The following is a 22230-nucleotide window of genomic DNA, read 5'->3' as shown; positions in this document are numbered from 1 at the left end:
ACGGGGAGCGGGGACTGATGGAGCTCTTTCCCATCCAACTGCTGTTCATCGTGGTGCTGATGAACCGCTACATCCTCGGCCCGTTCCTGCGGCGCCTGAGAGGCCAGCGGTTCGACCGCGTGGACGACTCGTATCGGCCGCGTGTCGCCATCGTCATTCCCCTCTTCAACGAGGGCAAGGGCATCTTCCACGCCGTCCGCAGCCTGCTGGAGCAGGACTACCCCGCCGAGCTGCTGCAGATCGTCGTGGTGGACGACTGCTCCAAGGACGACAGCTTCGCCTGGGCGCTGAAGGCCGCGGAGGGGCACTCCAACGTCATGGTGCTGCGCAACCCGGAGAACATGGGCAAGCGCAAGGGCATCAACCGGGGCGTGAAGGCCGCCGTCGACGCGGAGATCATCGTCTCGGTGGACTCGGACGTGATTGTCGACAAGTCCGCCGTGCGCCAGCTGGTGCGCCGCTTCACCAGCCCGCGCATCGCCGCGGTGGGGGGCCGCACCTACGTGACGAACCGTCATCAGAACTGGATGACGCGGATGATTGAAATCAAGTTCCACTTCGCCCAGGAGTGGCTGAAGGACCTGGAGCGCAGCTTCCGGCAGGTGATGTGCCTGACGGGCTGCCTCACCGCGTACCGCCGCCACGTGCTGCTGGAGCTGGAGCCCATCCTCGAGGCGCGCTCCATCGCCGGCGTCCCCATCAAGTATGGCGAGGACCGGTTCCTCACGCGGCAGATCGTCAAGCACAACTACGAGACGGTCTACACCCTGGACGCCTTCTGCTTCACCGCCGCGCCCTACAACCTGGCCGGGTACTTCTCCCAGCAGCTGCGGTGGCGGCGCTCCAACCTGGTGGACCTGCTGGGCGGCCTGTCCCACGCGTGGCGGCTGCACCCGGTGGTGACGGTCCACTACGTGTCCCAGCTGGCGCTGCTGCTCTCCTATCCCGTGGTCATCGTGCACAACGTCCTCAACGGCGAGTTCTGGGACATCCTCGCCTTCCACTTCCTCGTCATCGGCATGCTGGGAGCCATCTACCGGTTCGAGACACGACACCTGCCGGAGGACCGCCGCGTGCATGGCGCGTGCTTCCTGCCGATGGCGCTGCTGATGCCGGTGACGTACGCGCTGTTCACCCCGCTCGCGCTGCTGACACTGGACTCGGGAAGCTGGGAGACACGGGGCAGTCCCAGCACCAACCAGGCCGAGTCGCCCGCGGACAATGGCGGTGGCCTTCCGCCCACCCATGCAGGTGAGGGCTCGCACTCATGAACCAGAGAGTCGCCAACCGCATCAACTCCATCGTGGTCGCCGCCTACAAGCTCATTGGCTCGGTGCTGCTGGCGTTGATCATGCTCGGGCTCATCTCCTTCCTCACCGTGCAGGGCTTCTTCATGGTGAACCGGAGCTGGGTGACGCCCACCGTCGTGTCTCCCACGGACCCGGAGATCCTCACGCTCAACACCCAGGTGGCCGCGCAGACGTCCGCGCGGGACCACGTGCTCGCCGAGCGGCGCACCGTGGAGAACCGCATCGCGGACGCCGAGCGCATCATCGCCTCCGAGCGCGCCTTCCAGCAGCGCTTCAAGGTGGCGCTGCGCGGTGAGCGCGCCTCGAAGGACCGGGTGGCGCGGCGGCTGTCGCAGCTGCGGCGCGAGTTCGGCGTCGCCCGGCAGGAAATCACCGAGTCCAACAAGGCCTTCTCCGGCCTGACGCGGGTGCGCACGGACGCGCTGTACGGCGCGCGCCTGCTGGAGCAGGAGGACAAGCTCACCGTCAACCACCACCTGGCGCAGATGGCGCAGAGCAACCTGTCCCTGGCGCAGAGCACGGTGGAGCTGGAGACGCGGCTGGAGTCGCTCCAGCGAGAGCTGGCCGGGCTGAACGCGGTGCACGACGGCCTGGGCAAGGATGCCACCCCCGACGGGATGACGGCGGACGTGCTGCTGCTGGAGCGCGAGTACACGCACTCCACCCTGGAGCAGTCCCGCGCGGAGGCCACGCTGAAGAGCCTGAAGGAGGACCTGAAGGCCCTGGACGAGGTGTCGCTGCGGTACGACACGCTGATTGCCTCGCTGCGCCAGTCCCCCTACCTGCGCGCCATCGAGACGGACCTGACGATTGCCTTCGTCCCGTACGAGAACCTGGTCAACGCCGAGCAGGGCACCCCGCTGTACGCCTGCGCGGCCAAGCTGTTCTGGTGCAGGGAGGTGGGGGTGATGGGCAGGGCGCTGGAGGGCGAAGTGTCCATCAAGCACCCCATCCGTCAGTACATGCTCCGGGGGGTGATGGTGGAAATCCAGCTCTCGGATACGCCTTCCGCCCGCGAGGACCTGCTGCACCTGGGCCGGCCCCCGATGCTGCTGTGATTGAACCCCGCCGTGGTGGTGGAGACCGTCTATGCGGATGAGCCTCACTTGCGCTGCGCTGCTGGCCCTGTCCGCGCGCACCGCGCTGGCGCAGGTGTCGCCTCCACCGGAGGCCCCTGCCGCGCCCCAGGTGGAGGACCGGGCCGGGGGATACTGCGACTTCGTGCGCGGCGTCGGTGACGCCGAGGCCGCGCTGGAGCTGGCACCGGAGCTGTTCGTCGGCTTCGGCGCGGTGAATGCCGGCGAGGCCGAGGGCGGCGCCGGCGCCGCGCCGCTGGGCGAGCCCAAGCTCCGGGTGACGGCCGGCGTGGGCTACGACTTCGTGGGCCTCTACCGGGGCCGGACGCTGCGCAAGCGCGCGGAGGCCGAGTGCCGCCGCCAGCGCGCCCTGTCCATGCTGGAGGCCGCGACGCGCCAGGGCAGCGGGCTGGGCGAAGAGGCCGCGCTGGAGGCTCGCGCCCGCGTCCTCCAGGACGCCCTGCCCCGGGCCGAGGAGCTGGTCAACGGCCTGCGCAACGACCTGCGCGAGGGCCGCACGACGCTGGAGGAGCTCAACGCCGTGCAGGTGCGGCTGGACAACCTGCGCGCCCTGGCCACCAGCACCGCGCTCGCCCGCGAGCGGCTGGCGGCACGGCCACGCGTCCCCGAGGGCCAGCGGCTGGACATGCTGCTGGAGGAGCTGCGCGTCGCGGACGACCAGGTGGAGGACGCCGCCGGTGGCCTGCGCCGCGCCCAGGCCTGGGAGCTGAGCCTGCGCGGCGGCTACGACGAGCTGGTCGACGTGGACCAGGACGTGCCCCTCTTCGGGCAGCTCACGCTCAGCTACAACCTGGGCCACCTGTGGCAGGGCTCCGCCAACGCCCGTGCCCGCGAGGGACGCCAGCGCGCGCTGCGCGAGGACGTGACGGGCGCGTCCCAGCGCGTCAGCGAGCTGGTAGCCGAGCTGCGCGCGCTGCAGCGGTCCGAGGAGGGGCGCCTGCGCGAGGTGTCCACGCTGGTGACGGACCTGGAGGGCCAGCTGCGCGAGGTGGAGGCCCTGCAGACGCGGGAGGTGCGGCGGTTCCGCGACTACCTGCTGCTGGAGCTGACGCGCCTGCGCGCCGAGCAGGCCTACCTGAGCGCCCACGTGCAGTCGCTGGGGACGTTCCTGGGAGCGAAGGCCCCGTGACACCGCCGCGGGGCCCACGCCACGCGCTCGCGGCCTGGGGCACCGTGGCGGGGCTGCTGGGGCTGTGCGGCACGGCGTCGAGCGTGGCGTGTGCGGACGACAGGCGCGCGCCCCCGGCTGCCTCCCGCCCCGAGGAGCGGGTGCGCGGGCGCGAGCCGGCCACGGACAAGCCACCCTCCCGGGAGCACGGCATGAAGCAGCGCGAGGAGGCACAGGCGCCCCGGGCGGAGCGCGGCGGGCCCCGGCTGGCCCACGTGCCGCTGTCCCGGCTGGAGGTGACACAGGGGCGGCTGGGCCCCGGGGAGGACGGGCGGCTCACCGTCGACGCGCCGCGCATGCGGGCGGTGGCCCCCGGCACCACCGCCACCGCCGCGGAGCTGCGCTTCACGGTGTTGGGGCCCACCCGCGAGCAGCGCGCCCTCGGCTCGGGGGCCCAGCGCCAGCAGGTGGGGCTCAAGCTGCGGGCGCTCGACGGGTGCAACCTGCTGTACGTGATGTGGCGCCTCGCGCCGAAGCCCGGCATCGTCGTCAACTACAAGCGCAACCCGGGCCAGCGCACCAGCCGCGAGTGCGGCAACGACGGCTACACCACCGTGCGCCCCAGCGCCGGCAAGCGCGTGGAGGCCCCGGCCCCGGGGACGCCGCACACGCTGCGCGCGGCGCTCGACGGCCGCACGCTGCGCGTCTGGGCGGACGACACCCTGGCCTGGGAGGGCGAGCTGCCCGACGAGGCGCTCGCTTTGGAGGGGCCGGTGGGCGTGCGCTCGGACAACGTGCGCCTGGCCCTCCAGCTCTACGCGCCCCTGCCCTGAGGGGCGCGGTGCACTCGCCCCCGGCTCAGGCGCAGGGCCCGGAGCCCGGCATGGGCGCGGCCGTCGTCTCCGGGTCCTGCTCGGGCCGCTCCGGCACCGGCTCGGCGCAGACGGTGGAGTTGTTCACCCGGCAGCGGCCGCCGTCCTGCAGGTCGAACCGCCAGCGGTGGCGCGGGCACACCAGGTAGCGGCCCTCCTCCACCCAGCCCTCGGACAGGTCGGCGCCCTGGTGCGGGCAGAAGCGCTGGACGGAGAACTTCCGCCCAGCCACCTCCACCACGGTGCGCTCGCGCCGGGCCTCCGTGGCGCGGATGCCCTCGCAGAACTCGCGCATGTCCTCGATCTCCACGCCCAGGAAGCCGTGGAGCACGGGCTCGTACACGTCCGGGTTGCGGCTCAGCCGCAGGCGGAAGGACAGCAGGAAGTCCTCCCAGTTGAGCTTGCGGTCCAGCACCCGGACGATGTCCGCCGCGCTCACCTTCAGGGTGTAGCGCGTCGTCTCGCGAAGCTCCGGCACCACGTCCACCCGGCGGCCCTTGAAGTCCACGCGCAGCAGCCGGGTCGGCAGCTCCGTCAGCTCCACGTACAGCGGCATGCCCACCCGGCCGTGCAGGTCCAACAGGTCCAGCTTGCGCTGCAGCTCCACGCGCAGCCGCTCGTGGATTTCATCCACCTCCGCGCGCAGCAGGTTGCGCCGCCGCTCGCGGAAGAGGTGCTCCTGCGCCGCCGCGTAGTCGCGCAGGTACTGCGCCAGGTTCTCCGGCGTCACCCGTTCCGGCGACAGCGTGGGGAACTCCAGCGTGCGCACGTCCAGCACGTCCCCGGGCATGGGCTCCAGGTACTTCGTCGCCGCGTCCGGCAGCCGCTGCTTCATGAAGTCGAAGAGCTGCGTCGCGTTCGGGAAGATGTTCACCTTCTCGAAGTTGAGGTGGAACAGCGCCGGGTCCAGGAAGCACGCCGGCCCCGCGGCGGCGATATAGGCCCGCGGCTGCACCAGCTCGAGCGCCCGCGCCACCGCCTCGAACTTGCTCTCCCGCTTCTTGAGCGAGATGGCCGCGTACGCGTCCGGCGTGTACTCGTAGCAGGTGGGGTGCCAGATGGCGCCGGAGAACTGGGCGGAGAACACGTCGATGGGCCCCTCCTCCGCGACGATGCGCGCCATCTGGTCATGGAGCTTGCAGTCGTTGAGGTTGAGGAAGCACTGGTCGTCCCCGCGCACCATCACCGCGGAGTCCCGGTTGGTGCCCTGCTCGGACACGAACAGCTTGATGTAGCCGCCCTTGATGGGGACCTCGCGCCCGTCCTCGCAGGCGATGACGCGCTTGCAGCCATACTTCCCGAAGACGTCCTGCAGCTCCGAGCGGTGGAAGCGAGGCACCAGCACCGTGAAGTCCCGCCGCTGAACCGTGGCGAGGAAGTCCGGGTCGAAGTGGTCCTTGTGCTCGTGGCTGATGTAGAGGAACCGCTCCTTGCCCGGGGTCTCCAGCTTCTCGCGCACCAGGGGAGCCAGGTGGTGGTTGCGAGGAAGCTGCATCCACGCCGAGTCGAAGGCACCTCGCGGGGTGAGCCACGGATCCATCACCACGATGGCCCCCGCGGTCTCCACGACGAAGCCGGCGTGGCCCAGGAACGTGATCTGCATGGAAGTCTTCCCCTTCGAACTGGAGTCAGGGCGGCGGTGCGCCGCCCCGGGCGAAAGCCGGCGACTTGCACGTCGGCGCGGCAAGGCTGCGAACCGTAACTCACGCCTGCCACCTGCACCCGGGTCCCTTCGGCCCGTCCTTCAGCGGACGCCCTGCGCGTCCTCGGTGGAACAACGGGGGCGCGGCGAGCCTTCGCGCTCCGCGCCCCCGTTCACCGCGGGACGGTGGCCACGCCCTCGTGACGAGGGCGCTGCCGACTCACCCGGCCACTACGGCTGGATTTCGCGGACGGACAGCCACTTGAAGTCCACGTCGCTGGCGTTGTCCCAGCGGAACACGGCGATGGGGCCGCCCCAGGTAATCGGCATGGCGCCGGTGCCGCCGCCGCAGTGCTGGGCGTCACCACCCCAGGCGCCTGCGTCCTCGAAGTTGTGGACCTTCTTCCAGGTGACCTTGTCGGCGTTCTCGTTGACGTACAGCTCCAGCTTCACGGACTCCTTGCCGTTGGAGCCGGCGTTGCGCATCACCGCCTTGAAGCCCACCCAGCGGCCCTTGAGCGGCGTGGTGGCGGGCCGGTAGTCCGCCTGCTCGTAGGAGACGTGCCACGTCTCCTTCTGCCAGCGGGCGCGGCCGTCGTAGTGCAGGCCGCCCTTGTAGCTGCTGCCCTCGCAGCCGGACTGGTCGTCGTTGTGCTTGCCGCCCCGCGCGTACCAGTCGAAGTTGTCCGAGCCATCCGACGCGGCGTTCAGCTTCACGAAGCCCGTCATCTCCACGTTCTTCCAGTCGTTCGGCGCCTGCATGTAGCCGCGGCTGGCCAGGATGTCCCGGTCATACGTGGGAATCTTCGAGGCGCTGTAGCCCGTGGACGTGAAGACGGACATGCGCACCTGGCTGCTCTTCATCTTCCAGGAGCCATCCGCGTTCTTGGTGATGGTGTCCTGCGGGTCGAAGCGCTTGTCCGTGCTCGGATTGGCGGACAGGTACCACTCCTCGCCCCCGGCCACGCTCGGGTACAGCTTCGTCACGCCGAACGCGTCCATGCCGGGCTGCTGCGGGGCCGGAGTCGGAGCGGAGGGCGTCGTCGGGGCGGGAGGATTCGGAGCGGGCTGCTCCGGCTGGGGCTGCGGCGGCGTAGGAACTGGAGTCGTCGGCTGCTCGGGCTCCTCGGGGGTCGGCTCGGGCGTCGGCTGGGCCACGACAGGGGGCTCGGCCAGGGAAGGGGTCGGGAGCTGCGGCTGTTCAACAGGCGGTTCGACAGCGCCTGGCGCGGTGGCTCCTTCGTTACCAGAGTTGTCGCAGCCCGAGGCGGCAGCCAGTGCGAAGAGGGCGCCAAGCGTCGAGGCGAGAAAGCGGTTACGGATCAAAGTCGGGTCCTTGCTGCTTCGTGGGGCCATGAGAGTGAACGGGGCCGCGGACGCCAATCGCCCGGCGACCTCCTGGACGCGCCCTCGGACCGGGAGGCCGTAGCTGCCTCGGGGACGGAACGCCTGGCTGGTCTCGATGGCCCGGTAACTGTTCAGTCCAACCGGGACGGTGCTGAACCCATCGTTTCACTCAACATTTCCCAGGGCTTGCGCAGGCATGGAGACGCCCCGCCGCACCCCTGCCACCAGAGGGACGGGGGCTTCAGGCGCCCTGACCCATCGGTTTTTCCAAAGAGACTCAACCGTAATCTCTATTTGTCGAAGAGAGGCCCGGCTCTTATCTCGGAGGCTCTATGGAAACCTTACATACCGTTGGCAGTCCGGCCCTGTGGGGCGGCTTCATCGCCTTCGTCATCGCGATGCTGGCCCTGGACCTGGGCGTCTTCCACCGGCACGCCCATGTGGTGAAGTTCAAGGAGGCGTTGGGCTGGAGCGTGGTGTGGATCAGCATGGCGCTCCTCTTCAACGTCGGCATCTGGTGGAAGTTCGGGTCCGAGTTGGGGGTGCAGTTCCTCACCGGCTACCTCATCGAGAAGTCGCTCTCCGTCGACAACATCTTCGTCTTCGTCGTCATCTTCTCCGCGCTGCGCATCCCCGCGCTCTACCAGCACCGCGTCCTCTTCTGGGGCATCCTCAGCGCGCTGGTGCTGCGCGCCATCATGATCTTCGCGGGCGTGGCGATGCTGGAGCGTTTCCACTGGCTCATCTACGTCTTCGGCGCCTTCCTCATCCTCACCGGCGTGAAGCTCTTCCTGCAGCGCAACAAGGAGGACCACCCGGAGGATGGCTGGCTGATGAAGTTCGCCCGCCGCACCATCCCCTCCACGCAGGAGTTCGACGGGCATCACTTCTTCAAGAAGGAGAACGCGCGCTGGCTGGCGACGCCGCTGTTCATGGCGCTGCTGCTGGTGGAAGCGTCGGACGTCATCTTCGCGCTCGACTCCATCCCCGCCATCTTCGCCGTGACGCGAGACCCGTTCATCGTCTTCACGTCGAACATCTTCGCCATCCTCGGCCTGCGCTCCATGTTCTTCCTGCTGGCCGGCGCGGTGGAGAAGTTCAGCTACCTGAAGGTGGGCTTGTCGGGCGTCCTCATCTTCGTCGGCGTGAAGATGGCCATCGTCGACGTGGTGAAGATTCCCCCGTTCGTGTCCCTGGGCGTCATCGCCGCCATGCTGGCCGCCAGCATCGTGGCCTCGCTCATCAAGAACCGGAACACGCCGCCGGTGCCCTCCGTCACCGCGGCGGGCCAGGACCTGAGCAAGCCGTCCAAGGCCTGACGCCCGCTCAAGAGGCGGAAGCGCGGGACTGCAACACGAAGTCCTGCCAGGCGCGCAGCGCCTCCTCGAAGTCCTCCAGGGGGAGGTGCTGCGTGCGCCCGGGAATGGCGTGCTCGGTGCGCAGGGACGCCCGCACGTGGGTGAGCTCCACGCTCCAGCACTCCCCGGGCACCTCCCACACCCCGCCGCGGCCGGTGCGGAACTCGTGGACGAGCGCGAGCAGCCGCTCCGCGGTGCCCGTGCCCGGCTGGACCTCCTCGGAGAGGTAGGCCGCCAGGACGTCGTTCGGGGGCGGGGCATGGACCACGATGCCCCCCCGCGGCTCCCAAGTGAATCTCAGATTCCTCGTCGGCACGCACCCACGGTGACATGCACATCCACGCCTTCAAATCCGCGCGCGGACGAGGCTGGAAGTAGTGAACAATACGAGGCCGGAAAAGGAAGAGGCCGTGAGCCCTGGGTTTCATCCCGGACTCACGGCCTCTTCGAAGTGGGCGCAGCAGGGTTTGAACCTGCGACCCCTGCCGTGTGAAGGCAGTGCTCTACCGCTGAGCTATACGCCCGTTTGCCGCATGCGCTGTGCTGCGGCGCCGTGACGAACGCGGGGGTAAATGCCATCCGCCCGCGCAGGTGTCAACGCAATTTCGTTCACAGCCCGTCCAGCTTCTCCTCCAACTCACGCAGCCTTCGCTTGAGTCCTGACAGCTGCTTTCCCAGCGACTTGAACTCGCTGCGGGGGGCGAAGTTGAAGGCCTTCATCAGCTCCTCCTGCCCCCGGTCGAGGGCCTGCTTGCCCCGCTGGACCTTCCCGATGGCGTTGGCGATGGCCATTGCGCGCTTCTCGTCGGCCATGAGCTTCTCCACGGCCTTGCCGGACATGCCCAGCGCCTGCTTCTTCAGCTCGTCGGTGATTCCCATGTGCCCTCCCCCCGCTCACGGCTCGTCGAGGTACTGCGTCTGCAGCCTGGCGAAGACGCGGTCGGCGATGCCCTTGTACTTCATCCGCTCGATGAGGGGCTGCAGGTCACCCTTCATGGAGATGCGGCGCTTGAGCACCGCCTCCACGGGGTCCAGCGTGCCCTTCAAGAGCTGCTTCCAGACGGTGTACGGGGCGCGCGCCAGGTAGACGGGCTCCAGCTCGTCCAGGTCATCCGGGTCCGCCAGCACGCGGGCCTTCTGGATGCGGCAGTCGCCGGGGACGACGTGCACGACGAAGGGCTTGTCCAGCTTGCCCGGCTCGGCCTCGACGATGGCCCCGAAGTCGCCCGTCCAGCCCTTGCCGGCCACGGCGCACTCGGGGTCCTCATTGGTGAGGCGCACGGCCTCGTCCAACCACTCCTTCGACGGGAACTTCGGCATCTCGACTCCCTAGCTCCTGCGGAAGATGCTCCCGAGCTTGGAGAGGAGCCCTCCGTTGTCGCTGGCGTTGCTGGGGCTGGGCCCCGGCTGCGCGCTGCGGGCCGCCTCCAGGAGCGCCTTCTTCAGCTGCTCGGGGGTGTCACGCGTGGCCAGGTCCACCTTGCGCATGCCGCTGGCCTCTTCCACCGTCACCTGGAGCAGACACTCCTCGGTGAGGCGGAAGTCGATCTTCCGGCCCGCGGCGGCGGCGGGGACTCGCACCGTGCCCAGGTACTCGTTGTCCACGATGAGGTCGCTGTCGCCCTGGTAGATGTCCAGCTCGATGAAGGGCGAGCCCGGCTCCTTCGGCGGAGGCAGGCGGAAGCTCTTCACCAGGGGGATGAGCGAGTTCTTCTCGATGATGCGCTTCACGCGGCCGTTGGGCATCGCGTAGCCGATGGGCATGGACAGCGCGTCCAGCAGCGTCACCGCGTCGATGCTGCCCAGCGAGTCGCCCAGCAGCGCCGCGCCCAGCGCCACGCACTCGTCCGGGTGGACGCCCTTGCGCGGGGCCTTGCCGAAGTGCGCTTGAATCTTCTGCTGCACCAGGGGCATGCGGCTCTGGCCGCCCACCAGGATGATCTCGTCGATCTCCGAGCGGGCAATGCCCTTTTCCTCCAGCACCCGGTCGCAGATGTCGAACGTCCGGTCCACCAGGTCGCCGGTGAGGCTGTTGAGGAACTCGCGCGTCAGCGGGATGCGCAGGTCCAACGGCTTGCCCTTGCGCTCGTCGATGAAGGGCAGGTCGATGACGACGTTGGGGATCAGCGTGAGGTCGATCTTCGCCGCTTCCGCCGCGTTCTTGATGCGCTGGAGGGCGATGGGGTTCTCGATGATGTCCGACTTCGTCTCCTCGCGGAACCGCTCGAGCACGTACTCCACGATGCGGTTGTCGAAGTCGGTGCCGCCCAGGAAGGTGTCGCCGCCGGTGGCGAGGACCTCGAAGACGTTGCCGGCCAGGTGCAGCACGGACACGTCGAAGGTGCCGCCGCCCAGGTCATAGACGAGGACCTTCTGATCCAGCCCGCGGTTGAAGCCGTACGCCAGCGCCGCGGCGGTGGGCTCGTTGACGATGCGCTTCACGTCGAAGCCGGCCAGCCTCCCGGCCTCCTTCACCGCGTTGCGCTGGTTGTCGTTGTAGTAGGCCGGGACGGAGATGACCGCCGCGTCGATGGGGCCCCCGAGGAACTGCTCGGCGATGGTCTTCACCTGGCCCAGCACGAAGCTGGACACCTGTGGCAGCGAGTACAGCTTGCCGCCCAGCATCACCGCCGCGTCCCCGTTGGGGCCCTCGACGATGTCGTACGGGTAGTACCCGCGCAGGTCTTCGACGACCTTGGAGTTGTACTTCCGCCCGATGAGCCGCTTGGTCCCCCAGAGCGTGTTCTTGGGGTTGGTGACCATCTGGTCCTTGGCCACCCCGCCCACCATCAGGTCCCCGCGGGCCGACAGGGCGACCACGGACGGCAGGGTCAGGTTGCCGCGGTCCGTGGGGACGATCTTCGGGATGCGGTTCCGCACGGAGGCCACCAACGTGTTGGTGGTGCCCAGGTCAATCCCGACGATGCGAGGTCTGTCCGCCATGAAGTTCGGGGGTGGGAACCAGAAGGAGGCGCCCTGACCTCACTGTCTATCACGTCGCGGGTGCGCGTGCGCGTTTCTGGGCGTCCGCCTCACTCCTCCCATTCCGTTCCGGGCGGCAGGACCCCGGCCGGCCCCAGGGCTCGCTCCTCGGGAGGTGGGACTCCTGGTGCTGCCTCCTGGCCTGCTCCCCGGGCGGCCTCGGGAGCGTCATCCGGTGGCGTTTCCACCGTCGACAGAACGAGCCGGTCGAAGGGGGCGTCGTCCCCGCCGGGCAGCTCCTCGATGAAGCGGGAGACGCGCAGGAGGATGCGCTCCCCTTCCCTCGGCTGGACGGTCAGGGGGTACACCAGCGCCAGCTCGTCCCGGGCGCGCGTCATGGCCACGTAGAAGAGCCGCCGCTCCTCCTCTTCGTCGGCGGGCAGGCGGGAGGCCAATGAGAGGGGGAAGCGGCCATCCGCCAGCCAGAGGACGAAGACGGCCCGCCATTCCAGCCCCTTGGCCTGGTGCACGGTGGACAGCGTCAGGTACTCGTCCGGCGCGTCGGCCCCGAGGGCCTGATCCGCGGTGAACTCCGCCACCAGGGCGATCTCCGACAGGAACCGGGGCAGGTCCTCGAAGCGGCTGGCGAACTCGGCCAGCTGGCGGATGTCCTCCTCCCGGCGCTCCTCGGCGGAGAACTCCGCCTGGAGGTACTCCGCATACCCGCCCGCCAGCACGTCCTCGATGAGCGCACCCGGAGTGCGGGCGCCCTCCGGCCGGGTGAGCCGACCCATCAGGTCCGAGAACCGCTGGAAGCCCTTCTGGGCCTTGCGGGGCAGGTGTGCCCGGACGTCGGCATGGGCCAGCCCCTCGGCGATGGGGGTGCCCTCCGGCAGTGAGCGCAGGGTCGTCCACAGGTGCTCGGTCGTCGCCGGCCCCACCCCGGGCACCCGCCGCACCACCCGCTTGAAGGCGAGCTCGTCCGCGGGGTTGTTCACCAGCCGCAGGTGGGCGAGCACGTCCTTGATGTGGGACTGCTCGAAGAAGCGCACCCCGGAGCGCACCCGGAACGGGACGCCCCGGCGGGCCAGCTCCAACTGCAGCTCCAGGGAGTGGCTGTGGGCCCGATAGAGGACGGCCATGGCCTCCAGGGACAGGCCCTCGTCGCGCAGCTCCAGGATGCGCTGGGCGACGAAGGCGGCCTGCTCGGCGGCGTCCTTCGTGGCGACGACGACGGGCGCGACGCCGGAGGGGCGCGCGGCGGTGAGCTCCTTGGGGAACTGCTTCTCGTTGCGGGAGATGGACGCGTTGGCCAGGCGCAAGATCTCCGGCGTGGAGCGGTAGTTGCGCGTGAGGGTGAAGACGGCGCAGCCGGGGTAGCGCTCCGGGAAGCCGATGATGTTGGTGAAGTCCGCGCCGCGGAAGCTGTAGATGGACTGGCAGTCGTCGCCCACCACCATCAAATCCTTGCGCTCTCCGGCGAGCAGGTCCACCAGGTCGCCCTGGAGCCGGTTGGTGTCCTGGAACTCGTCCACCAGGACGCAGCGGAAGCGCTCGGTGAGCTGCGCGCGGATCTCCGGGCGCTCGGTGAGCAGCCGCTTGAGGTGGCGCAAGAGGTCGTCGAAGTCCATCAGGTGCATCTGCGCCTTGCGCTGCTGGTAGCGCGCGGCGGTGGCCAGCACCTCGGGGGCCAGCGGGAGGAACTGGGGGCGGCGGTCCACCAGCACCTCGGAGACGGCCTGCTGGAGGTTGGTGGCCATGGACACCAGGTCCAGCACCAGCTCCGGGCGGGGGAAGCGCTTGTCGCTCTTGAGCTTGCGCTCGGCGATGCACGTCACCATCAGGTCGCGCGCGTCCTCGCGGTCCAACACGGTGAAGTTGGTGGAGAAGCCCAGCGCTCCCGCGTGCTGGCGCAGCAGCACGTGCGCGGCATGGTGGAACGTGCCGCCGAGGATGCGCTTCACGTCCGCGAACGAGCCGGCCAGCTCCTCCACCCGCCGCGTCATCTCGCGCGCGGCCTTGTTGGTGAACGTGAGGAGGAGGATTCCCTCCGGTGGCACGCCCCGCTCCAGGAGGCGGGCCACGCGGAAGGTGAGCGTGCGCGTCTTGCCGGAGCCCGCGCCGGCGATGACCAGCACCGGCCCCTCCCCCGCCTCCACCGCCTGGAGCTGCTCCTCGTTGAGCAGCGCGGCATAGTCGATGCGCGACGAGGGCTTCGCCGGGGCGACCTTGAGCGTGTAGGGGCGCGTGGCCATGGGGCGGGGAACTCTAACCGCCCCGCCCTTCCCGGACACCCTGATCCGGGTGGATCAGGGCGTGGGCTTCAGCGCCGTCAGCCGGGCGGACGCGGCGTCGCGGACCTGGGGGGACGGGTCCCGCTCCCTCGCCAGCTCGAGCAACAGCCGCCCCACCTGCGGCAGCTTCGTACCCACCGACTCCAGCGCGGCCGTGCGCTCCTTCACCGCGTTGTCCAGCCGCTCGCGCACGCCCTGATCCGCGCAGGTGCGCACGCCGGGGCTCTGCTCGCGCAGCAGCAGCTCCGCGTCCGCCAGGCGTGCCTCGGCCAGCCGCTTCGCCTCCTCCGCCCGGCGCTCGAACTCGGCCAGGTCCTCGGAGAACTCGGTGGTGGCCTTGCGCGCGCGGGCGATGGCGTCGCTGGCGAAGCGGGCGTTGACGGCCGCCGCGCACAGCTGGCGCGCGGAGGCCAGGGGCATGCGGCCCCCGGGCGTCGGCGTCTCCTCGCGAGCCACCTCCAGCGCCCACAGCGCGAGCTGCCGCGCCGCCACCGCCGCGGAGAAGGGCTGGCGCCGCTCCTCGCGGATCTGCACCCAGCGGCGCAGCACCACCGGGTCGGGCGCGCCACCCTCGAAGGCACGCTGGTACTCGGTGGAGGCCTGGGCGAGCTGGCCGGACAGGTCCAGCAGCGCCGCCACGGTGAGGTACAGCTCGGCGCTGCTCGCGCGCTCGCGCAGGGCCTCCAGGCGCGAGGCCACCTCGTACTCCGCCACCGGGCGTGGCAGCGCGGCGAGCACCGTGCGCAGCGACTCCAGCGCGTGCTGGCGGATCAGCGGGTTGCGCGCGGAGCGCAGCGCGTCCAGCAGCGGATCCAACGTGCGCACGGAGACGTGCTGCCCCAGCTCCTCCGCCGCCTGCCAGCGGTCCAGCGCGTCCGGGGCCACCAGGGCGCGCTTCAGGTCGTCGAGGTCTCTCAGGTAGTGGCCCACGTGCGAGGCGCGGGCGAGCGGCTCCGGGCGGGCCAGGGCGGCGCGCTCGGCGCGGGCGTGGGCCAGGCGCTCGGGGAAGCGGGTCAGCTTCGGGCCCAGCGGATGGGCCTTCACGCGCGCCTCCGCCTCATCCACGAGCCCGGAGACCAGCAGGCCCTCCACCTCCAGCTCCAGCAGCAGGGCGCGCGCCTCCTCGCGGTGCGCGCCGGCCGGGAAGTCCCGCAGGTACGCGAAGAGCTTCGTCGCGCCCGACGCCTTCGCCTGCTCGAAGGACTGGCCGTCCAGCCGCGACTCGACCTCCAGGCGGCGTGGATCATCCGGCGACTCGCGCAGGTAGTCCGCCAGCTTCCGGGGGTCCTTCGTGGTGGCCATCTCGTGCGCCTCCGCCTCGGCCAGCAGGCGCTTCGCCTCGTCGCGCTGCGCGCCGTCCGGGTGCTCCTGGAGGAACTGGCGCCACGCGGTGACGGTGTTCGTCTCCTTCGTGGCGTTGAAGCGCAGGCCCTCCAGCAGCGTCTTCGCGGTGCGCGCCTGCGCGGCCTCCGGGTACGTCTCCAGGAAGCGCTTGTAGGCAATCACCGTGTGCAGCCGCTTCGCCTCCCCGAACTCCAGCTCCTCCAGCCGCGCCTCGGCGGCGTCGGTGTCCGGGTGCGTGGGGTTCTCCCGCAGGAAGTCACGGTACGCCTCCACCGTGTCCGTGCGCGCCGCACGGTCATAGGGCGACGTGAGGCAGCCGGTGGCCAGCAGCAGGACGGTGAGGGCTCGACGAAGGGGGGCCATTCACCCTCAGCCATACCGCACCCGGGCCCACCCGGAAACCCAAGGCCCTACGGACGGTTGCCTGGGTAGGTTTTTTGACGACACCCCACACCCGACGGACGATGGACGCCTCATGCCGCTACAGGGAGGTCGCTCCATGAGGCAGTTCGCACTGACAGGAATCCTCGCGGTGCTGGCGACGGGCTGCGCCACGACGGGCGCTCCCCTGGAGCCCTGGCTGGACTCGTACAGCCTCCGCTACCGCTCCGCCTCCCCGCCCGCCTTCCCGCGAGAGTCGCTCTCCAGCCCCGTGGCCACCGGGACGAAGAAGGCCCCTGCCCCCCGCGCCGCCGTGGCCTCGCGCGAGTCGCCGGCCAGGGCGAAGGCGGCCGGCCGCGCCACGAAGCCCCGCGCCGACGTCACCCCCGCGCGCGCCACGCCGGCCCCGCGCCCCCTCTCCCCGTCCACCGAGGCCCGGGCGACGGTGCTCTCCACGGCGCGCTCGCTGGTGGGCAAGGCCCAGGTCACCCTCGACGGGCGGAAGTACCCCTCCGACTGCACCGGGCTCATCGAGGGCGTCTATGCCCGGGCCGGCGTCACCTTCCGGGGCACGCTCAAGCCCGGCGACAACGGCGTCACCGCCATGTACCGCCATGCCCGCGCGAAGGGGCGCGTGTACACGGAGGGCCGCCCCGTCCCCGGCGACCTGGTGTTCTTCCGCGAGACGTACGACCAGAACCGGGACGGCCGCCGCAACGACGGGCTCACCCACGTGGGCATCGTCGACGACGTGGCCGCGGATGGCACCGTCACCGTCATCCACCGCGTGCGCCGCGGCGTCGTGCGCTACCGGATGAACCTGGACCGGCCGAACCTGGCCAGGGATCCGAAGACGGGCCAGGTGCTCAACGACCTGCTGCGCCACGCCGGCCCGAACCGCGAGCCCGTGCTCACCGGCCAGCTCTTCGCGGCCTTCGGCAGCGTGCTGCCCACGGGCCCGGCGAAGTCCAAGCCGGTGCCGGTGGCCCTGCGCTGAACGCGAAGGCCCCTCGACTCCAGCAGGGAGTCGAAGGGCCGGGTGTGTCCTACGAAGGCCGCGGCTCAGGCGCGCGCGGTGCGGTCCCAGGCGGCGCGCTGCGTGTTGCGCAGGAAGCGCCAGAAGCCCACGACGATGGCCAGGTTCATGGTGACGAAGTAGTAGGCCACCGAGGCCACCCGCTTCGACATGCCGCGCTTGAGCACCCCCACCTTCCCCAGGTACGCCAGCGCGTAGAAGAGCGCCTGCCCGAAGAGGGTGAAGCGGTAGAACATGCTGTCGAGCAGGAACACGTTGGCCACCAGCGCCACGCCCATCAGCGCGGGAGCGCACCAGCGCAGCAGCTTGTGGGACCAGAAGGCGAACGCGGGGAACCCCGCCGTCGGCAGCAGCAGGCCCGGCACCATGCGCAGGCTCTGGAAGTTGCCCGCGGCGATGCGCGCCCGGCGGCCGAACTCCTTGCCGTAGTCCTCCGTCGTCTCCTCGTGGGCGACGGCCTGCTCCTCGTAGACGACCTTGTAGCCCTTCTCCAGGATGCGCAGCGGAATCACGAAGTCGTCGACGATGGTGGACGGAGGCAGCGCAGTGAAGAGGGAGCGCCGGATGGCGTACAGGCCGCCGTTGGCCCCCACCACCGCGCCGCGCCGCCCCTCGTACATCTTGATGAGCGACTCATAGTTCCAGTACGCGCTCTCCTCGTAGTCCTGCTTCGTCGGGTTGTAGAGCCGGAGCTTCCCGCAGACGGCGCCGACCTCCGGGTCGTCGAAGTGGCGCACCAGCCGCTCGATGGCCTCGGGCTCGATCATCGTGTTCGCGTCCGAGAGGACCACGATGTCGCCCTTCGCCATGGGGATGCAGCGGTTGAGCACCGTCGTCTTGCCGGCGCGCGGCGCCGGAGACAGGCGCACCCGCGGATCCGAGCACTGGCGGACGATGTCATCCGTCCCGTCCGACGAGCCGTCCGAGCCGATGACCAGCTCGAACTTCTCCGCCGGGTACTTCAGCGCGAGGCTGTTCTCCAGCTTCTGCTGGATGCACGACGCCTCGTTGTAGGCGGCCACCACCAGGCTCACCGAGCTCACCGGCCCGGCCTTGCGCGCCTCCTGCCTGGCCGCTCGTCCACTGCCACCCCGCATCCCCCGGATGTTCTGGAGCACCTGCGCCGCCCCCTCCAGCGCGAACAGGCTCAGCGGGTATAGAAAATACGTGTGCGCAAGCAGCAGCGCGGCACACCAGAAGAAGACCTCCGCCATCGACCATGCCTCCCCGAGACCCAGTCCTCGGACCCGCACGGGGGCTAAGCAGGAGGCGTGCCATCCTGGCGGCGTCGAATCCGCCCGCAATCCCTTCGAGCGGGGATGGATCAGGCCGTGAGGGACTGGACTTTCTCCAGCCCGTGGGCCCCGGGGGACGGTCGTCGTTTCAGGGCCGCGCGGCGTTCGCGTCGAGCTGGGCGAGCAGCTTCTTGGCCAGCTGGTGGTTGGGGTTGAGCGCCTGCACGTCGTCCAGCAGCGAACGGGCGGAGACCGGATCATTCAGCCGGAGCGCCACGCGGGCGCCCAGGACGTAGGCGCGCAGCAGCGTGCGGTCTTCCTGGCGGAGCGCCTCCAGCTCCTTGGAGATCTCCGCGAGCGACTCCGGCGGCGAGCCGGAGCTGAGTGCGTACTCGGCGCGGGCCAGCGTGCTCCACGTCCTGGAGGCACCCTCCACGTTGCGCAGCCGCTCGGCCAGCCCCAGGGCATCCGGGGCCATGCTCACGCCGGCATGGACGGCACGCGCCTTCACGCGGGCCACCAGGGCCGGGGCCGGCTCGACCTCGGGCGCACTGCCCAGCGCGGCGACCTGCGTCTCCAGCTCCTTGCGCAGCGCGTCCGACTCGGTGCGCAGGGGGGCCGCCTCTCTGGCGACCTCCTCCAGCGCCTTGTTGAGATCCTCCATGCGGCGCCTGCGCTCGGCGAGGTCGCGGTCCTCGCGGGCTTCCTTCTGCTGGAGCTGCAGGGCGTTGGTCCGGCTCCGGAGCCGCTCGGCGTCCGCCTGGAGGTCGGAGAGCCGCAGCGACAGCGCCACCACCAGCTCGGCCTGGGCCTCGGTGTACTTCGGGTGCGCGGCGGTCAGGGCGCGCAGGCGCTGGACGGCCTGGTCGCGCGAGGCTGAATCATCCCGGCGGAGCAGCACCGCCGCCCGGTCCTTGTCCTCCACCGCCTCGGCTGGCATGTCCGCGTTCCGGTCGCGCCAGGCGGGGTAGGCCAGCACGGCCGTCAGCACCAGGCCCGCCGCCACGGCCACCATCACCAGGAGGCGGTCGCGACGGGGGCCCGCCTGCACCACCAGCTCTCCGTCCAGGGACGACTCACGGCTCGCCGCGAGCAACTCCGGCGGCAGCTCCACCGGGGCGCGGCGGGGGGACGTCACGGGGCCGGGGACTGGCTCGACGTTGCCCTGCCCTCGCGAGGACGGGCCGAAGGGAACGAGGGTGTCGTTGCCCACGGGCTCGGGAGCCTCGGGGGGCAGCCGGATGCCGGCGTCCTGTCCGGGCGAAGCGGCAGCCGCGCCGAAGAGGGCCGTGCGGCCGATGACGGGGCTCTGCGGGGACGTACCCGGCGCGTCCGAGGCTCGCGGCGGGACGACCGAAGGGGGCGCGTCCTGCCAGGGCACGGGGCTGGACGACGGGGGCGTGGCGCCGGGCTGGGCGGGCACGGCACCGAACGTCTGGGTCCGGCCGATGGGCGCGGGGGCATCGGCCGGGGGGACGGCACCGAACGTCTGGGTGGTATTGCCTGGCGAAGTCGAGCCCCCGGCGGGGGCCGGACTGGAGGGCTGGGACGCAGTGCCCCGGAAGGCCCCGCTGGAAGTCCGGGCCGTGCCGCCGGGAGCCGAAGCCGACACGGCGCCAAACGTCTGGGTCGTGTTGCCCGGGGCCGAGGCGGGAACGGCGCCGAAGGTCTGCGTCGCGTTGCCAGGAACGGCTGCACCGTGCGGAGGCACCGCGCCGAACGTCTGCGTTGCATTCCCCGGTGCCGCTGCGCCGTGCGGCGGCACCGCGCCGAACGTCTGCGTTGCGTTCCCCGGAATCGATGCGCCCTGCGGCGGCACTGCCCCGAACGTCTGGGTCGCGTTGCCCGGAACTGCTCCGAAGCTCTGCGTCGCGTTGCCAGAAGCCGCCGTCGACACAGCTCCGAACGTCTGCGTCGCGTTGCCCGGAACGGCTGCGCCGTGCGGAGGCACCGCCCCGAACGTCTGCGTCGCATTGCCCGGAGCGGACGCACCCTGCGGAGGCACCGCGCCGAACGTCTGCGTCGCATTACCCGGAGCGGACGCACCCTGCGGAGGCACCGCGCCGAACGTCTGCGTCGCATTACCCGGAGCGGACGCACCCTGCGGAGGCACCGCCCCGAACACCTGCGTCGAACTCCCCGGAGCAGACGCCCCCAGTGCCGGCACCGCGCCGAACGTCCGCGTCACGCCCACGGGCGGGATGGCAGGCGGCGGCGGAACGGCACCGAAGGCCTGCGTCGTATTGGGCACGGGCGTGGAGGTGCCCAGCGCGGGATTGGGATGCGGTCCCGAGCCGAAGAGCTGCGTGGACTTCAGCCCCGATTGCGCCCCGCCGAAGATCTGCGTGGAATGCGTGCCCGCGGAGGCTCCGCCGGACGCGCCGCCAGTCGCCGCCGAGGCGGGACGCGGCGCCGGAGTCGCACCGGGGGGCGCGGCCATGAACACGTGACCACAGCGCGTGCACTGGACCGACGCGCCTCCCGGAGGAAGCAGGCGGGGGTCGAGGACGTACTGCATCGAGCACTGAGGGCAGGAGATCTGCACCCGCCGTGCTTACCACACGGGCCCGGCGTCGGAAGGGGCTCCCAGTGCCGTGGCCGCCTGGAGGGTCTGCAACTTGGCAGCGCCGACCCCGGGGACGGCGTCGACCTGCTCCCAGCTCTCGAATCCCCCACCCTCCTCCCGGGCCTCGACGAGTCGCCGAGCCAGCGAGGGCCCTACGCCCGGCAGGAGGGCAAGCTCCTCCGAGGTGGCGGTGTTGAGGTCCAGCCGGCGTCCGAGCGCCAGGGCCTGCGCCCCGGAGGGAGCAAGTCCGTCCCCGCAGGTGGCAATGCCGTCCGGGCCCATCCGCACCGCCTCGGGAGGACAGTCCAGCGCCGGAGCGGAGTCGGGCCAGCGCAGGCGGGCCACGACTCCCAGTCCCATCAACCCCAGCGCGGCGACGGCGAGCGCGGCGGTGCGACCCGCCACGAACTCAGACCTTCTCGCCCATGAGGGCGGCCGTCTCCGAGACGGTGGCCACACCCTCTGGAGGCAGGGGCTGATCCAGCCCGAACGCGGTGTGCAGGGCGCGCACGGCCAGCTCCGTGTACTTGGAGTGTACCACGCACGACACCTTGATCTCCGACGTGGAGATCATCTGGATGTTGATGCCCTCGGCGGACAGCGCCTGGAACATCCGGGCCGCGACGCCCGAGTGGTTGCGCATGCCCACGCCGACGATGGACACCTTGGCGACGTTGTCGTCCGTCTCGATGCCGGTGGCACCGATCTCCTGGACGGCGGCCTTCACCACGTCCTGCGCCTTCAGGAAGTCCGACTTGCCCACCGTGAAGGTGAGGTCGGTGCGGCCGTCCCGGGACGGGTTCTGGACGATGAGGTCCACCACGATGTGCTTCTCATCGAGCGGACCGAAGATCTTCGCAGCGACGCCCGGGACATCCGGAACCCCGCACACGGTGATCTTCGCCTCGTTCCGGTCGTAGGCGACTCCGCGGACCAGCACGTCCTCCATGGACTTGTCCTCCTCACACACGAGAGTGCCGGGGTCATCGGTGAAGGACGACTTCACCCAGAGCGGCACCTTGTACTTCATGGCGAATTCGACGGAGCGGATCTGCAGGACCTTGGCCCCCACGCTGGCCAGCTCGAGCATCTCCTCGTAGGTGATGCGGTCCAGCTTGCGCGCGGCGGGGACCATGTTCGGGTCCGTGGTGTAGACGCCGTCCACGTCCGTATAGATTTCACAGGCATCGGCCTGGAGCGCCGCGGCCACCGCCACGGCGGTGGTGTCCGAGCCGCCGCGTCCGAGCGTGGTGACGTTGCCGTCCTCGTCCACGCCCTGGAAGCCGGCGACCACGACGATGTGGCCCTTGTCCAGGGCGGCGCGGATGGGCTGCGCGTCGATGCTCTTGATGCGGGCCTTGGAGAAGGTGCTGTCGGTGACGATGCGCACCTGGTGGCCGAGGAAGCTGGTGGCCTTGCCCTGCTGGGCCTGGATGGCCATGGCGACGAGGCCGATGGAGACCTGCTCGCCGGTGGCGACCACCACGTCCTGCTCGCGCTCGTCCGGCCGGTCGGTGATCTGCGCCACGAGTTTCAGCAGGCGGTTCGTCTCGCCGGACATGGCGGAGACGACGACCACCACGTCATGGCCCGCCTCCTGGGCCGCCAGGCAGCGGAGGGCCACGTTCTTGATGCGGCCGACATCGCCTACGGAGGTACCGCCATACTTCTGGACGATCAGTGCCACGGCGCCTGAGACCTCCCTCTTCGGTCGGCGG

Annotated in this window: 18 protein-coding genes, 1 tRNA gene and 1 pseudogene; 6 read left to right on the top strand and 14 right to left on the bottom strand. The window is 70.4% G+C overall.

Annotated features, from left to right (window positions below):
- The first annotated feature begins 17 nt into the window (after positions 1-17).
- The 4 genes from LXT23_RS31780 to LXT23_RS31765 are packed head-to-tail and all read left to right on the top strand — an operon-like array spanning position 18 to position 4348.
- Positions 18-1271, top strand: coding sequence for a glycosyltransferase (locus tag LXT23_RS31780; RefSeq protein ID WP_253984124.1), 1254 nt, complete (start codon positions 18-20; stop codon positions 1269-1271).
- A complete protein-coding gene (locus LXT23_RS31775; RefSeq protein ID WP_253984123.1) occupies positions 1268-2368 on the top strand; it encodes a coiled-coil domain-containing protein in 1101 nt (366 codons plus the stop codon). Before LXT23_RS31780 ends, LXT23_RS31775 begins: the two co-directional genes overlap by 4 nt.
- A gap of 31 nt (positions 2369-2399) precedes the next feature.
- Positions 2400-3536 carry a coiled-coil domain-containing protein gene (locus LXT23_RS31770; RefSeq protein WP_253984122.1) on the top strand — a complete coding sequence of 379 codons (1137 nt, stop codon included), beginning with the start codon at positions 2400-2402 and terminating at the stop codon, positions 3534-3536.
- Positions 3533-4348 carry a hypothetical protein gene (locus LXT23_RS31765; protein WP_253984121.1) on the top strand — a complete coding sequence of 272 codons (816 nt, stop codon included), beginning with the start codon at positions 3533-3535 and terminating at the stop codon, positions 4346-4348. Before LXT23_RS31770 ends, LXT23_RS31765 begins: the two co-directional genes overlap by 4 nt.
- A gap of 25 nt (positions 4349-4373) precedes the next feature.
- On the opposite strand, the gene LXT23_RS31760 is transcribed toward LXT23_RS31765, so the two are convergent.
- Positions 4374-5990 (bottom strand): Rieske 2Fe-2S domain-containing protein, encoded by a 1617-nt coding sequence (locus LXT23_RS31760; protein WP_253984120.1) that lies wholly within the window; start codon positions 5988-5990, stop codon positions 4374-4376.
- Between the two features lie 270 nt (positions 5991-6260).
- Positions 6261-7355, bottom strand: a complete 1095-nt coding sequence (locus tag LXT23_RS31755) for a carbohydrate-binding protein (protein ID WP_253984119.1) — start codon at positions 7353-7355, stop codon at positions 6261-6263.
- Positions 7356-7708: 353 nt separating this feature from the next.
- On the opposite strand from LXT23_RS31755, the gene LXT23_RS31750 reads away from it, so the two are divergent.
- Complete coding sequence (locus LXT23_RS31750) at positions 7709-8695, top strand: TerC family protein (RefSeq protein ID WP_253984118.1); 987 nt, start codon at positions 7709-7711, stop codon at positions 8693-8695.
- Positions 8696-8702: 7 nt separating this feature from the next.
- Here the strand turns inward: LXT23_RS31750 and LXT23_RS31745 are convergent, their stop codons facing one another.
- The 7 genes from LXT23_RS31745 to LXT23_RS31715 form a co-directional block, all read right to left on the bottom strand.
- Positions 8703-9002: a YacL family protein gene (locus tag LXT23_RS31745; RefSeq protein ID WP_253984117.1), complete on the bottom strand. Its 300-nt coding sequence runs from the start codon at positions 9000-9002 to the stop codon at positions 8703-8705.
- A 184-nt stretch (positions 9003-9186) separates the two neighbouring features.
- Positions 9187-9258, bottom strand: a tRNA-Val gene (locus tag LXT23_RS31740).
- Between the two features lie 85 nt (positions 9259-9343).
- On the bottom strand, positions 9344-9613 hold the full coding sequence (locus LXT23_RS31735) for a hypothetical protein (RefSeq protein WP_253984116.1): 270 nt from the start codon (positions 9611-9613) through the stop codon (positions 9344-9346).
- 15 nt (positions 9614-9628) lie between these two features.
- Complete coding sequence (locus LXT23_RS31730; RefSeq protein ID WP_253984115.1) at positions 9629-10054, bottom strand: SCP2 sterol-binding domain-containing protein; 426 nt, start codon at positions 10052-10054, stop codon at positions 9629-9631.
- A 9-nt stretch (positions 10055-10063) separates the two neighbouring features.
- Complete coding sequence (locus LXT23_RS31725; protein WP_253984114.1) at positions 10064-11677, bottom strand: Hsp70 family protein; 1614 nt, start codon at positions 11675-11677, stop codon at positions 10064-10066.
- A gap of 89 nt (positions 11678-11766) precedes the next feature.
- Positions 11767-13911, bottom strand: coding sequence for an ATP-dependent helicase (locus LXT23_RS31720; protein WP_253984113.1), 2145 nt, complete (start codon positions 13909-13911; stop codon positions 11767-11769).
- A gap of 54 nt (positions 13912-13965) precedes the next feature.
- Positions 13966-15657: a HEAT repeat domain-containing protein gene (locus tag LXT23_RS31715; protein WP_253984112.1), complete on the bottom strand. Its 1692-nt coding sequence runs from the start codon at positions 15655-15657 to the stop codon at positions 13966-13968.
- A gap of 136 nt (positions 15658-15793) precedes the next feature.
- On the opposite strand from LXT23_RS31715, the gene LXT23_RS31710 reads away from it, so the two are divergent.
- The gene (locus LXT23_RS31710; protein ID WP_253984111.1) at positions 15794-16672 is read left to right on the top strand and encodes a CHAP domain-containing protein; all 879 of its coding nucleotides are present in this window, start codon (positions 15794-15796) and stop codon (positions 16670-16672) included.
- Positions 16673-16737: 65 nt separating this feature from the next.
- Here LXT23_RS31710 and LXT23_RS31705 read toward each other — a convergent pair whose 3' ends face one another.
- From LXT23_RS31705 to LXT23_RS31690, 5 genes and pseudogenes are all read right to left on the bottom strand, one after another.
- On the bottom strand, positions 16738-17925 hold the full coding sequence (locus tag LXT23_RS31705) for a glycosyltransferase family 2 protein (RefSeq protein WP_253984110.1): 1188 nt from the start codon (positions 17923-17925) through the stop codon (positions 16738-16740).
- A 169-nt stretch (positions 17926-18094) separates the two neighbouring features.
- A complete protein-coding gene (locus LXT23_RS31700; protein ID WP_253984109.1) occupies positions 18095-20386 on the bottom strand; it encodes a hypothetical protein in 2292 nt (763 codons plus the stop codon).
- Positions 20387-20392: 6 nt separating this feature from the next.
- Positions 20393-20491 (bottom strand): annotated as a pseudogene (locus tag LXT23_RS50760) (zinc-ribbon domain-containing protein); the annotation flags it as partial.
- A gap of 9 nt (positions 20492-20500) precedes the next feature.
- The gene (locus LXT23_RS31695) at positions 20501-20917 is read right to left on the bottom strand and encodes a ComEA family DNA-binding protein (protein WP_253984108.1); all 417 of its coding nucleotides are present in this window, start codon (positions 20915-20917) and stop codon (positions 20501-20503) included.
- 4 nt (positions 20918-20921) lie between these two features.
- Complete coding sequence (locus LXT23_RS31690) at positions 20922-22199, bottom strand: aspartate kinase (protein WP_253984107.1); 1278 nt, start codon at positions 22197-22199, stop codon at positions 20922-20924.
- Between the last annotated feature and the right edge of the window lie 31 nt (positions 22200-22230).

The organism is Pyxidicoccus xibeiensis, from assembly GCF_024198175.1.
Lineage (GTDB): Bacteria > Myxococcota > Myxococcia > Myxococcales > Myxococcaceae > Myxococcus > Myxococcus xibeiensis.
Note: the sequence above shows the minus strand (reverse complement) of the source record. Positions and strands in the feature narration are given on the sequence as shown.